This is a genomic window from Hymenobacter setariae (genome assembly GCF_007713685.1).
Taxonomy (GTDB): domain Bacteria; phylum Bacteroidota; class Bacteroidia; order Cytophagales; family Hymenobacteraceae; genus Hymenobacter; species Hymenobacter setariae.
The window spans coordinates 65,450-78,289 of record NZ_VMRJ01000004.1 but is presented as its reverse complement, the minus strand read 5'-3'; the positions used below and the strand labels follow the sequence as shown (position 1 = coordinate 78,289).

Sequence of the window (12,840 nt, the reverse complement as noted above, 5' to 3'; positions counted from 1 at the left end):
TGCAGGCACATTTGCACAATCCGTTAAATCCGCTATCATCTGCGATTCATGTTTACAGGAATAATTGAAGCTCTAGGCACCGTAGTAGGCGTGGCCGATGAAGGGGCCAACCGCCACTTTACAGTACAGTCGCCTTTTGCGAGCGAGTTGAAAATAGACCAGAGCGTGGCCCACGATGGCGTGTGCCTCACAGTGGTAGCTCTCGATGTGGCGGCAGGCACGCACACCGTCACGGCCATTGCCGAAACGCTACGTAAAACTAACCTAGGGCAGTGGCAGCCCGGCCGCCACATCAACCTAGAGCGCTGCCTGGCCGCGGGCGGGCGCTTTGATGGGCACATTGTGCAAGGCCACGTAGATGCCACCGCCGAGTGCGTGCTTGTGGAAGACCAAAATGGCTCTTGGCTCTACCGCTTCCGCCACGAGCCCGGCCCGCAACGCCTCACAGTAGAGAAAGGCTCAATAACTATCAATGGCGTGAGCCTCACGTGTTTCGACAGCGAGCCCGATGCTTTCTCGGTAGCCATCATTCCTTATACCTATGAGCACACGGGCTTTCACCAACTGCAAGTAGGCGAGGTGGTAAACCTGGAGTTTGACATTGTGGGCAAGTACGTAGCCAAGTTGTTAGCTGCTCAAGGCGTTTTAGCTAGTACTGGTAGCTAACATATTGGTAATTTGCGCGTAGAGTAGGTAGGTGGCCAGTTACATCCTGGTAGCCTACCTATTTTTATGTCCAGCAAACGCGAATTAATCGAGCCCAATCCCGGTGACAAACGCTACATACGTCGCGATAAGGATGGTAAAATCGAAAGCTCTGTTGACTTGAATCATTCGCTCTCGCGCGACGACAAGCACAACGCCAAGAAAACCAGCAAGCCCGGTCAGGGCGACCACGGCGACGGCCACACAGGCAACCGCAAGCCGGGGAAGTAAGAGGTGCTCGTAGTATTATTGCTTGCCTACCCTAAAATCTGTCGCTATGAACTGGCTACCGTCTTTCGCTAAGCTTTTTATGCTTTTCGTAGCTGGCTTCGCGTTATTAATAGGTGGTATAATGGGTGAGGCAGTAGTCGGTTATTCTTATACAACGAGCAGTATTCTCGTTGTGCTGCGCTTAGTAGGCACACTGCTGATGGTAGCTAGCCCGTTATTGATTGCTTTAAAGTTTTTTGCGCAATTAGACAAAAAAGATAGTGCTGCTCAGTAATAGATACCGAACAGCCAAGCAATTGGCAGACTACATAAGGGCTTGACTACCGCCACCCCAACGACGAAATATCCACGTGGCACCTACCCCTAGCGCCGCACCAATTAGTGCCCCGCCTAGCACGTCGCTAGGATAGTGGGCACCTAGGTACATGCGGCTGTATGATAGCAGCCCTGCCCATAGAAAAGCTACTATTTGAAGGGCGCGAAAACGGCGGCCCGGCAGCACCAGCAGCAGAAACACGGCCAGCGCAAACGAGTTGGCTGCGTGCGATGACAGGAAGCCAAACTGCCCGCCGCAACCATCGGGCAAGTGCAACTGGCCCATCAAGCCGGGCGCGTGGCAGGGCCGCAGCCGGGCAAAAAACGGCTTGAAGAGCTTGCTCGCAATGCTATCGGCTAGGGCTACTGCCCCAATGAGCAATAGCAAGAGTTGCCACGCCTGCCGCCGAAAAATGTCTATCAGCCAGAGAATCAAAAGTGCGTAGGCCGGAAACCACACGTAGCGGTCAGATACGAATATCATGAACCGGTCGAGCGCTGGCGTATGCGCGTGGTTAATGGCCAGCAGCAGCTGGTGGTCGAGGTCTGTGAAGAAGGTGCGCGTTAGGCTCGCGACTGTCATGGCGTTACGCGCTCGTACTGGTTGTGCCTACCCAGTCCACGCCTTTGCGCAGCCACCCTAGGGTGGTGGCCTCGGGCGAGCCGGGGGCGGGCGGGGCGGGGTTGTAGCTCCAGCCGCAGCGGGGCGGCAGGCTCATCAAGATGCTTTCGGTGCGGCCGCCGGTTTCGAGGCCGAAGCGGGTGCCGCGGTCGAAAGCTAGGTTGAACTCGGCGTAGCGGTTACGGCGCAACGTTTGCCAGGCTTCTTCGCGCTCGCCGAAGGGTAAAGCGTGGTTTTCGAGCATGAGCTGGGTATAGAAGGGGCCAAACACCTCGGCTACGTCCTGCATAAAGCTGAATAGCTCAGCTGCCGTACCATCCTTACCTACCGTGAGGCGGTCGAAAAAAATGCCGCCGACGCCCCGTGTTTCTTGGCGGTGAGGCAAGTAGAAGTAGTCGTCGGCCCACTTATGAAAGCGGGCGTAGTACGTGGGGTTGTGCTTGTCGCAGGCGGCTTTTAGCTGCTGGTGAAAGCGCCGGGCCTGCGCCTCATCTACATAAATAGGGGTGAGGTCGATGCCCCCGCCAAACCATGCCTCACCGTTGCCGGCCTCGAAGTAGCGCACGTTCATGTGAATGATGGGCACCCTAGGGCTGCGCGGGTGCAGCACCACGCTCACGCCGGTGGCGTAGAAATGCGGGTCGGGCATATGCAGCTGGCGGGCGGCGGCCTCGCTCATTTCACCTTCCACGGCCGAAAAGCCCACGCCGCCTTTCTCCAAAATGCGGCCGTGTTCTAGAACGCGCGAGTGGCCGCCACCGCCGCCGGGCCGCAGCCAGTCGTCCTGGCCAAAGCGGGCGCCGCCATCGGCCGTTTCGAGCTGTTGGCACAGGCGAAGTTGAAAATCTTGAAGCCAAGCCGTGATGTCGGCGCGAGAAGGAGAGGAGGTCAACACGTGTATTCTGGCAAACTAACCCTAGTAAAACAACGCGGCGCGGCGCCTAGGTGGGCGCCGCCGCAAGCGGCAAAGGTACGCCCGCCTAGGTGCGGGCGCAGCCTGAGGCGTACTTTTGGTACCCTATCTACCCCGCCTCTATGCCTACCGATTTTGGGGTTTCCCCGCTCGCTCTTCCCGCCCCCGCTACCCTGGCGCTTTTGCGCCGCGCCTACCTGCTCATGCACACCGCCGCCGAGATGGCTGCGCTGTTTGAAGAACAAAAAACGGTGGCCTCGCGCTACGTGCACGCCACTGCCCGCGGCCACGAAGCCGTGCAGCTGGCGGCCGCCTTTTTGCTCACCGAAATCGACTACGCCGCGCCTTATTACCGCGACGATGCCATGCTGCTAGGTATGGGCCTGCGCCCCTACGAGCTGATGCTGCAGCTGCTAGCCAAAAAAGACGACCCCTTTAGTGGGGGGCGCACTTACTACAGCCACCCCTCACTGCGGCGGCCGGGCTTGCCGGTTATTCCGCACCAAAGCTCGGCCACGGGCATGCAGGCCATTCCGGCCACCGGCATGGCACAGGCCATTCAGTACCTAGAGCGCGTGAAGTGGGAGGCCGCCAAAGCTGGCAATGGCTCGCCGACCGCTGCCACCACAACTGACAAGCTAGCCCAGCACCTCGCCATTGCGAAGTCTGATAACTCACTAGTGCTGTGCTCTATCGGTGATGGAGCTATGACCGAGGGTGAAGTAGCCGAAGCCCTACAAATGGCCGTGCTGCACCGCTTGCCCATCGTGTACCTGGTGCAGGACAACGACTGGGGTATCTCGGCCACCGGGCGCGAAATGCGGGCTATGGATGCCTACGAGTTTGCCGCCGGCTTCCCTGGTCTGCTACGTCTGCGCGTAGATGGGGCCGACTTTATTTCTTCTTACAAAGGCTTGGAGGAAGCCTTTGCCCACGTGCGCCAGCGTCAAGGCCCGGCCCTCGTACACGCTAAGTGCCCGTTGCTGGGCCACCACACCAGCGGCGTGCGCCGCGAGTGGTACCGCGGCGATAACCTGCTCGAACACCAGACTCAGGACCCGCTGCCCCGGCTGCACCGCCGCCTGCTGCACATAGGGCTGGCCGAGGCCGAACTATCGGCCCTGGCCGCCCAGGCCCGCGCCACCGTGCGCCAAGACTGGGCCGAGGCCCTAGGTGCCCCCGACCCCGACCCGGCCACCTACGCCGACCACGAGTTTGCGCCGCCTGCCGTGGTGGCCGAGACCGGTGAGCGCGCCCCCACTGGCGCCGCCAAGGTGCTTATGGTCGATGCCGCGCTGCATGCGGTAGACGACATTCTACGCGAGTTTCCCGAGGCGCTGTTCTACGGCCAGGACGTGGGGGGCGAGCTTGGCGGCGTATTTCGGGAGGCGGCGCTGCTGGCTAAGAAATACGGCGACCACCGCGTGTTCAATACGCCCATTCAGGAAGCGTATATCGTGGGGAGCACGGCGGGCATGGCGGCTGTCGGCGCGCGGCCCATCGTCGAGATTCAATTTGCCGACTACATCTGGCCGGCGCTCAACCAGCTGGTGGAGGAGCTCAGCAAGAGCTGCTACCTGAGCATGGGTAAATTTCCGGTGCCGACGCTCATTCGGGTGCCGGTGGGGGCCTACGGCGGCGGCGGTCCTTACCACTCGGGGTCAGTCGAGAGCACGCTGCTTACCATTCGGGGCATCAAGGTGGTGTACCCTAGCAATGCGGCCGACATGAAAGGCCTGCTACGGGCATCGTTCCTCGACCCCAATCCGGTGGTATTGCTAGAGCACAAAGGCCTGTATTGGAGCAAAGTGCCCGGCACCGAAGACGCCAAAACCACTGAGCCCGCCGCGGGCTACGTCATCCCTCTAGGGCAGGCGGCAGTGGCCCAAGCGGCCGATGCGGCGCAGCAGCAGCGCGGGGGTACCTGCGTGGTCATCACCTACGGCATGGGCGTGCATTGGGCCCGCGCGGCCAGCCGCCAGCATCCTGGCTTAGTCGAAATCCTGGATTTGCGCACCCTCAACCCGCTCGACTGGGAGGGCGTGCAGGCGGCCGTGCGGCGCCACGGCAAAGTATTGGTGTTGAGCGAAGAACCGCTGCTTAACAGTTTCGCTGAAAGCCTGGCCGGGCGCATTCAGAGCCAGTGCTTCTTCGACCTTGATGCGCCGGTGCGTACCCTAGGCGCCGCCAGCCTGCCGGCCATTCCGCTCAATGTGGAGTTGGAAAAGCAGATGCTGCCCTCTGCTGAAAAAGTTGGGGTAGCGTTGGGTGAGCTACTGGCTTATTAGTTAACAAAAGGCGTTGTTATTACGAGCGCAGCGAAGCAATCATACCTGAACGACTCCGCCCTAGGTCTGTTCAGGTATAATTGCTTGGCTGTGCTCGTAATGACAGTCGTTTGGTAATCAGACGTTACTTCCCTACCGAATACGTCTTGCGCTGCGGCCCCACACCCGTAATCTTCACCGACTGCCAGCCGCTGGGCAACGTGCTCTGGCGCTGCACAATGCCCGTGGGCGTGATGTCGAGCCCGCCGAAGCCCATGAGCACGGCTTGCAGCACGCCGCCCGCGCCGGTGGCGAAGTAGGGGTTGGTGCCGCCCTTGGTTTCGGCGATGACGCGGAAGGGCGGTAGCAGGTTGGGCGTGTAGGCATCCTGGAAGAAGTGCTGGGCCTTGGCGCCGTCGCCGAGCCGGGAGTAGAGCAGCGCGAAGATGGCCTGCGTCATGGCGGGCGTGCCTTCGTTGGGCACGCGGGTTTCGTAGTAGGTGAGGTCTTTCTTGATTTGGGCTGGGTTGGTGATGGTCTTGAGCGGGTAGGCCAGCAGGTTCACGTCGCCCTGCTTGATGCCTTCGCCGTGGTAGGTGGCGTGCTCTTGGGTCACGCCATCAGCCATTTTTAGGATGGGAATATTTTGGGCGACCAAGGCCCAGTCGGCATTAGCTGGGCGACCTAGGATTTTGGCAGCGGCGGTAGCGGCTTGTAGGTTGGCCTGGGCGGCGGCGTTGGTAAAGGCGTTGTTGTCTACGTTTTCGGCCCACTCATCGGCCGCCACCACGTTCTTAATGTCGTAGTGACCAGGGCCGTTGCGCTCGACGCGGCTAGCCCAAAAGTCAGCGGTAGCTGAGAGAATGGGCCAGCCTTTCTCGCGCAGCCACTCCTTGTCTTGCGTCACGCAGTAATACTGCCAAGCGGCCAGCCCCACGTCGGCCGAAATGTGGTGCTCAAACGGGCCGCTCAGGGCCCACACAGGCGTTTCTTCCACGCCCGAGTCGGCACTTTCCCAGGGGTACATGGCGCCTTTATAGCCGTGGGCAAAGGCATTGCGCCGGGCCATTTCTAGCCGGTTAAAGCGGTACTCAACCAAGGACTTGGCAATGTCGGGGTGCAGCACCAGCAGCGCCGGGTACATCCACAAGTCGCTGTCCCAGAACACGTGGCCATTATAGCCTAGGCCCGAAAGGCCCATCGGCGAGGGCGAATAGTCGGTACCGGCCCGCGAAAAGCTGTAGAGGTGGTACAGCATACTATGCACATCTTGCTGGGCCTGCGCATCGCCGGATATCTGGATATCACTGCGCCACAAATCCTGCCAGGCCTTGGTGTGGAAGTCGAGTAGGCGCTGACGGCCTTCAAGGCGAGCAAAAATGGTGAGGCGCTCGGCCTCGTTGAGCGGGTCGGGGTGGTGGGCCGACGTGATGCTGGAGCCCGCCACGGCGTAAGCGTAGGTTTGGCCGGCGCGCAGCGTCTTGCTGAATTTCATGAGGTGCATGCTGTTGTCCCACATCTCATGAATGATGCGCGGCTCCTGCCCGTGCGGCTCGCTGAATAAGAAGCTGTTGCTAGCGCACATCAGCAGCTTGCCAGTGGGGCTTTTGGCTGATGACGTGAGTAGGCTGAGCGTGACGTGCGGCCGGTCAATCTCGTTGTAGTAGTTCTGCACGTCGCGCAGGGCGTCGGGTGCCTCCATCACGCTAGCCGCGGTGATACCTAGGTCCTTCTTAGCCGTGATGCTCACGTCCATGAGCACCGTGTAGGGCAGGTGGCGCAGCGCGTAATACGTGTAGCTAATGGTAGCCTGGTCCTTATAATCGAAGGTCGTAGTCAGCGACGCCCGCTGCATGTCGAGCTGCTGCCGGAAGTTGGTCGCATCCTGGGCGTTGAGGCGGTGGCCACCTATCTCCAGGTACATGTTCAGCAGGTTGAAGCTGTTCAAGAAGTTGCTGACCCGGCCGCGGCCGTACTGGTCGTAGGCGCCGGCCAGCACCACATTTTTGACCTGAAACGGCGTTGGCGCCGACACAATGCCGAGCATGCCGTTGGCCACCGTCACGCCGTAGTAGTTGCTAGGGTCGATTTTGTCAGCGCTGATGCGCCAAGGGTCGGGCGTTTGCGCCTGGGCGGCCAGTGGGAGGGGAGCGGCTAGCGCGAGTAGCCAAGCGCAAAGGCGCCCTTTGAGGCAGGAGAGTAGGGGTGGGAACATAGAAGAAGATGGTAGGCGCGGGGGTAGCAATACGGCCGCCAGCCCCGCAGGCAAAACAAGCCGGGCCCTAGGTAGCGAGTGGCACCCAGCGGTCAGCAAGATAAGGCAGCGCGCTGCTGCCAGCCAACGGCGGCCCTGGCCCGCGGCCAACTCTGGCTTTTGCGCTTACCTTGAGCCTCGTTTATAAGCCGCTAGCGCCCACCTTTCGATAGGTACGGCGCGGACCGGGCATCACCCTAGGTCGCGGCTGCTACCTTTTCCCACCCCGTTGATTACCGTATCCCGACTCGTTTTTAGAAGGCATTTTGCCTGGTTGCTGCTTGGGCTGGCGGGCTGCGCCGCCGCTCCGCAAGAGCCCGTGTACCGCATTGGTTTTTCGCAGTGCACTACCAGCGATGCCTGGCGCCGGGCCATGCTGGCGGGTATGCAGAAGGAGCTAGGCTTCTATCCCAATGTTCAGTTTCAGATGCTGGACGCTCACAATGACAGTGACTTGCAACGGCGCCAAGTGCAGGAGCTGCTGCGTCAGCACGTCGATTTGCTCATCATCTCGCCGAACCAGTCGGGCCCGCTTACTGACCTAGCCGAAGCGGCCTATAGCCAGGGTACGCCCGTTATCGTCCTCGACCGGCGTACCACGTCGCGCCTGTACACGGCCTACGTGGGCGGCAACAACCTAGAAGTGGGCCGCACCGCCGGCCACTACGCGGCGCAGCTGCTCGGCCAGAAGGGTAACGTAATAGAAGTGCTGGGTACGCCCGGCTCGTCGCCGGCCGCCGAGCGCCACCGGGGCTTTGCGCAGGCACTGGCGGCCTACCCAGGGCTACGGCTGGTGGCCCAAATGCAGGGCGATTGGCGCCCGGCCTCGGTGCGGCAGCAACTGCCGGCTGTGCTGCGCGCCCACCCCGAGGCCAACCTACTATTCGTGCACAACGACCAGATGGCGCAGGCCGCCCAGCAGGTAGCCCGGCAGCTCGGCCTAGGGTCGCGGCTGCGCATCATCGGGGTCGATGGCTTGGCGGGGCCCGGCAACGGCTTGCAGTTGGTAGCCGACGGCGCCTTGCAAGCCACGTTGCTGTACCCCACCGGCGGCGAGCAGGCCATTCGCACGGCGCTGCGCATCCTGCGCCACCTGCCCTACGAGAAGGAAAACTTGCTTGGTACGATGGTCATAGACTCGACCAACGTGGGTGCCATGCGCAGCCAAACCGAGCAGCTGGCGATGCAGCAGCAAGACATTCAGCAGCAGCAGCGGCGCCTGCTGGAGCAGCAGCAGCGCTATGCCAGCCAAGCTACCACCGTGTATTTGCTCTTGGCCAGCCTGCTGGGTGCGGTGGTGCTGGGGGCGCTGGCCTGGCGCTCGGCGCGCCTCAACCGCCGCATTCGGCGGGTGCTGGAAGGGCAAAACGCCGAAATAAGCTCGCAGCGTAATCGCATTGCCGAGCTGGCCGAGGAAGCCCGCCGCTCGACCGAGGCCAAGCTGCGCTTTTTCACCAACTTCTCGCACGAGCTGCGCACGCCGCTCACCCTCATCCTAGGGCCGGTGGAGGAGCTACTGACCACGGCCACCGACCTCACGCCAGCCCAGCGCCACGACCTGACGCTGGTGCGCCGCAACGCCCAGCGCCTCTTGCAGTTGGTGAATCAACTGCTTGATTTTCGAAAAATCGACGTGGGCAAAATGGCCGTGCGCGCTACCAAAGGCAACCTGGTCGGCTTCGTGCGCGAAATCATGGATGTGTTCGAGAAAATAGCCCGGCAGCGCAACATCACGTTCCGGTTTTTGCCCGCAGAGCCAGTTATCAAGCTCTGGTTTGATGGCGACATCCTGGATAAGGTCTTGTTCAACCTGCTCTCCAACGCTTTTAAATACACCCCCGACGGCGGCCAGATAACGGTAAGTGTGCAGCGCGTGCCCGACACTGATACCGTGCGTATCAGTGTAGAAGACAACGGCCGGGGCATCGCGGCCGACGACCAAGCTCACATTCTCGAGTGGTTTTACCAGGGCAGCCAGCCTTCGGCCAACAGCTCGGGCCTGGGGCTGGCGCTAGCCGAGGGATTGACGCGGCTGCATGAGGGCAAGCTGTCGTTTAAGAGCCAGCTCGGCTACGGCAGCACCTTTGAGGTGACGCTGCCGCTGGCCCGCCCGGCCACCTTCCTCGACGGCGTGCCAGTAGGACCTAGCAACCACCACCCGTCGGCCGACGAGCCCACCGAGCTACTGGCCGAAACGGCGCTCGCCGCTACCGACGTCACGGCCCTCATCATTGAAGACAACGACGAGCTGCGCCAGTTTCTGGAGCAAAAGCTGCGACCCCACTTCCAGGTGAGTACGGCGGCCGATGGCGCCGCAGGCCTGCGCCTGGCCGCCGAAACCCTACCCGACGTGATTGTGTGCGATGTGAACCTGCCCGAGCTGAGCGGATTGGAAGTAGTGACCCAGCTTAAGGGCGATTGGCGCACCTCACACATTCCGTTGGTGCTGCTCACGGCCCGAAATGCGCCCGAGCAGCAGGTGGCCGGCGTGCAGGCGGGCGCTGACCTCTACCTCACCAAGCCTTTCAACCCCACCTTCCTGCTCGAAAGCCTGCGCACGCTGCTGCGCAACCGCGACCAACTCCGCGAGCACTTCCGCCGCCAGCTCAGCGTGGACACCGCTACGGTGGTGCCCCAGCGCGGCGACCAGAAGTTCCTGGCCGACCTCACCGCCATCATGGAGGCCCACCTCGATGAGCCGGGCCTCGGGGTTGATGACATTGCCCAGCGCCTGGGGCTGTCGCGCACCCAGCTCTACCGTAAGGTGAAGGCCCTGCTCGGCACCGGCGTTACGGACTACCTCCAGAGCCTGCGCCTCACCAAGGCCCGCCAGCTGCTGCTGCAAGCGGGCACTACCGTGGCCGAGGTAGCCTACCAAACCGGCTTCTCGTCGCCCACTTATTTCGCCACCGCCTTCAAGGCTAAGTACCAAGTGTCGCCTACTGAGTTCCGGACCTTGCACACCTCGGCGCGCACTTGATTCAATTTTGAACGGCCTGAATCAAAAATGAATGTGGCACCTGCATCCTGTCTTATATGGATTTGATTTTATTCTGAAAATCAATTGATTGTGTCTGTGTAATGAATTGCACTAATTTTTAACGCATTTGGGATAATCAAGTACGGCGACTTGGGCGGCGGCACTGGACATTTGTTGCAATCGATTCCGATACGCACTTCTCCCCACCCAATGTCACAGCGCAAAGTACTCTTCTGGTCTATCGTCACGGCACTGGGCGGCTTCCTGTTCGGCTTTGATACGGCCGTTATCTCGGGCGCCGAAAAAGCCATCCAGCAACTTTGGCACCTGAGCGCGGTCGAGCACGGTTTCACCATTTCCATTGCCCTTATTGGTACCGTGCTCGGGGCCATATTCGGCGGCATCCCGAGCGACCGCCTAGGTCGGCGCCAAACGCTGCGCTGGATTGCGGTGCTCTACCTGGTGTCGGCGGTGGGCGCGGCGCTGGCCCCGAGCTGGGTGCCGTTTCTGGTATTCCGCTTCCTAGGTGGCCTAGGGGTAGGGGCTTCGTCGGTAACGGCGCCGCTCTACATTTCCGAGATTTCGCCCGCCAAGTCACGGGGCAAGCTAGTGGGCTTGTTCCAGTTCAACATTGTCTTTGGCATTCTGGTCGCCTACCTCTCCAACTACCTGCTGGCTGGCGTCGGCGAAAACTCGTGGCGCCTGATGCTAGGCGTGCAGGCGGTACCTTCCATCGCGTTTCTGCTCTTCTTATTCCGGGTGCCCGAAAGCCCGCGCTGGCTGCTGCTGCACGGCCGCGTAGAGGAGGGCCGCGAGGTGCTGCGCATCGTCAACCCCGATACTGTAGACGACGACGTGGCCGCCATCCTGGCCAGCCAAGCGCACGCCGCCGAGCAAAGCGAGTCGCTCTGGAGCCCGCAGTACCGCACCCCGGTACTGCTAGCGGTGGCCTTCGCCTTCTTCAACCAGGTGTCGGGCATCAACGCCATCATCTACTACGCCCCGCGCATCTTCGAAATGACGGGCAAGGGCCAGGAGGCGGCGCTGCTGTCGTCGGCGGGCATCGGGCTGGTCAATTTCATCTTTACATTATTGGGCGTCAACGTTATCGACCGGTTTGGGCGGCGCACGCTCATGTTTGTGGGCTCAGTTGGGCTCATCATTACCCTAGGGCTGGTGGCGCGGGCCTTCTACACGCAGCAGTTTGGTACGCTGCTGGTACCGGGGCTGCTGTTTGGCTACATCGCCTTTTTCGCCTTCTCGCAGGGCGCCGTTATCTGGGTCTTCATCTCCGAGATTTTCCCCAACGCGGTGCGGGCCAAGGGGCAGGCCCTAGGTAGCTCCACGCACTGGGTCATGGCCACGGTCATCGCCTTCACTTTCCCCGCCTTTGCCGATAAGCTCGGCGGCGGCCACACCTTCGCCATCTTCTGCGGCATGATGGTGCTCCAATTGATTTTCGTGTGGCGCTTCATGCCCGAAACCAAGGGCACCAGCCTGGAAGGCGTAGAGCGCACGCTGGTCATGCACTAACTACCAGTTGTTATTGCGAGCGCCGCGAAGCAAGCCCATTAGGACGAGCTTAACAGGTGCGATTGCTTCGCTGCGCTCGCAATGACAGCGACTTACTCCTCACCCTTACTACATACTCCCACCCCCTCATGCCTATTGCCTGCTTCGGAGAAATGCTGTGGGATGTGCTGCCCAGCGGCCCTCAGCCCGGCGGCGCGCCCCTCAATGTGGCCGTGCACCTGCACCAGTTTGGGCTCGTGTCGCAGCTTATCAGTCGCGTGGGCCACGACGACCTAGGGACCCAGCTAGTAGCGTTTGTGGAAGGCAAAGGCCTGAGCACCCACTACGTGCAGCGCGGCGAAACCCACCCGACTGGTGTGGTCGAGGCCAATGTAGGCGACCGCAACGAGGTTGTTTACAAAATAGTACAGCCCGTAGCTTGGGACTATATCCAGTACGAGCCCGCCCTAGGTGCGCTGGTAGAGGCCACCGATGCCTTTGTGTTTGGCAGCCTAGCCGCCCGCAGCCCCACCACCCGCGAAACGCTGTATCGGCTGCTGCCCGCTGCGCCCTTCAAGGTGTTTGATGTAAACCTGCGCGCCCCGCACTATTCGCGCGATGTGGTGACTTACCTGCTGCGCCAGGCCAACCTCGTGAAGATGAACCACCACGAGCTGACCGAAATCATGGGGTGGTTTGGGGGCAGCCCCGCCGAAGAAACGGCCCTGCGCTGGCTAGCCGAGCACTTTCAGCTGCAAGCCGTGTGCGTGACCAAGGGCGCCGATGGGGCCGTGCTCTGGACCGGGCAGCAGCTCTACCATAGCGCCAGCCCCAGCGTAACCGTGCAGGATACTATTGGCAGCGGCGATGCCTTTTTGGCCGCGCTGCTCAAGGGCTGGCTGGCCGACCAGGCGCCGGCCGAGTGCCTGGCTTTTGCCTGCGCAGCGGGCTCGCTGGTAGCCACTTACCAAGGCGCTACCCCAGCCGTATCGTTGCCGCAGGTCGAAGCACTCCTGGCTGTTCATCAATAGATTATACTGC

Annotated in this window: 10 protein-coding genes; 7 read left to right on the top strand and 3 right to left on the bottom strand. The window is 61.2% G+C overall.

The features are described from left to right. The first annotated feature begins 48 nt into the window (after positions 1-48). From FNT36_RS15215 to FNT36_RS15205, 3 genes are all read left to right on the top strand, one after another. A complete protein-coding gene (locus FNT36_RS15215) occupies positions 49-666 on the top strand; it encodes a riboflavin synthase (protein ID WP_144849450.1) in 618 nt (205 codons plus the stop codon). A gap of 66 nt (positions 667-732) precedes the next feature. After that, positions 733-936 (top strand): hypothetical protein, encoded by a 204-nt coding sequence (locus FNT36_RS15210; RefSeq protein WP_144849448.1) that lies wholly within the window; start codon positions 733-735, stop codon positions 934-936. A gap of 79 nt (positions 937-1,015) precedes the next feature. Then, entirely contained in the window at positions 1,016-1,210 is a 195-nt protein-coding gene (locus tag FNT36_RS15205; RefSeq protein ID WP_233635951.1) for a hypothetical protein, read from the top strand. A 30-nt stretch (positions 1,211-1,240) separates the two neighbouring features. Here FNT36_RS15205 and FNT36_RS15200 read toward each other — a convergent pair whose 3' ends face one another. Together FNT36_RS15200 and hemF are read right to left on the bottom strand one after the other, a co-directional pair. Then, positions 1,241-1,834 (bottom strand): phosphatase PAP2 family protein, encoded by a 594-nt coding sequence (locus FNT36_RS15200; protein ID WP_144849444.1) that lies wholly within the window; start codon positions 1,832-1,834, stop codon positions 1,241-1,243. Between the two features lie 4 nt (positions 1,835-1,838). Beyond that, positions 1,839-2,774, bottom strand: a complete 936-nt coding sequence (gene hemF / locus FNT36_RS15195) for an oxygen-dependent coproporphyrinogen oxidase (protein WP_394348948.1) — start codon at positions 2,772-2,774, stop codon at positions 1,839-1,841. A 134-nt stretch (positions 2,775-2,908) separates the two neighbouring features. Here hemF and FNT36_RS15190 point away from each other — a divergent pair, with 134 nt between their 5' ends. Then, positions 2,909-5,074 carry an alpha-ketoacid dehydrogenase subunit alpha/beta gene (locus FNT36_RS15190; RefSeq protein ID WP_144849442.1) on the top strand — a complete coding sequence of 722 codons (2,166 nt, stop codon included), beginning with the start codon at positions 2,909-2,911 and terminating at the stop codon, positions 5,072-5,074. 124 nt (positions 5,075-5,198) lie between these two features. Here the strand turns inward: FNT36_RS15190 and FNT36_RS15185 are convergent, their stop codons facing one another. After that, on the bottom strand, positions 5,199-7,268 hold the full coding sequence (locus FNT36_RS15185; protein WP_144849440.1) for a glycoside hydrolase family 65 protein: 2,070 nt from the start codon (positions 7,266-7,268) through the stop codon (positions 5,199-5,201). Between the two features lie 268 nt (positions 7,269-7,536). Here FNT36_RS15185 and FNT36_RS15180 point away from each other — a divergent pair, with 268 nt between their 5' ends. The 3 genes from FNT36_RS15180 (at position 7,537) to FNT36_RS15170 (ending at position 12,830) form a co-directional block, all read left to right on the top strand. Then, positions 7,537-10,287, top strand: coding sequence for a substrate-binding domain-containing protein (locus FNT36_RS15180; protein WP_144849438.1), 2,751 nt, complete (start codon positions 7,537-7,539; stop codon positions 10,285-10,287). Positions 10,288-10,497: 210 nt separating this feature from the next. Then, positions 10,498-11,820, top strand: coding sequence for a sugar porter family MFS transporter (locus FNT36_RS15175; RefSeq protein WP_144849436.1), 1,323 nt, complete (start codon positions 10,498-10,500; stop codon positions 11,818-11,820). Positions 11,821-11,948: 128 nt separating this feature from the next. Then, positions 11,949-12,830: a carbohydrate kinase family protein gene (locus tag FNT36_RS15170; RefSeq protein WP_233635950.1), complete on the top strand. Its 882-nt coding sequence runs from the start codon at positions 11,949-11,951 to the stop codon at positions 12,828-12,830. Positions 12,831-12,840 lie beyond the last annotated feature (10 nt).

Coding starts and splice junctions, on each gene's coding strand:
- FNT36_RS15215 (WP_144849450.1), top strand. CDS start 49: ATGTTTACAGGAATAATTGAAGCTCTAGGCACCGTAGTAGGCGTGGCC.
- FNT36_RS15210 (WP_144849448.1), top strand. CDS start 733: ATGTCCAGCAAACGCGAATTAATCGAGCCCAATCCCGGTGACAAACGC.
- FNT36_RS15205 (WP_233635951.1), top strand. CDS start 1,016: ATGCTTTTCGTAGCTGGCTTCGCGTTATTAATAGGTGGTATAATGGGT.
- FNT36_RS15200 (WP_144849444.1), bottom strand. CDS start 1,834: ATGACAGTCGCGAGCCTAACGCGCACCTTCTTCACAGACCTCGACCAC.
- FNT36_RS15190 (WP_144849442.1), top strand. CDS start 2,909: ATGCCTACCGATTTTGGGGTTTCCCCGCTCGCTCTTCCCGCCCCCGCT.
- FNT36_RS15185 (WP_144849440.1), bottom strand. CDS start 7,268: ATGTTCCCACCCCTACTCTCCTGCCTCAAAGGGCGCCTTTGCGCTTGG.
- FNT36_RS15175 (WP_144849436.1), top strand. CDS start 10,498: ATGTCACAGCGCAAAGTACTCTTCTGGTCTATCGTCACGGCACTGGGC.
- FNT36_RS15170 (WP_233635950.1), top strand. CDS start 11,949: ATGCCTATTGCCTGCTTCGGAGAAATGCTGTGGGATGTGCTGCCCAGC.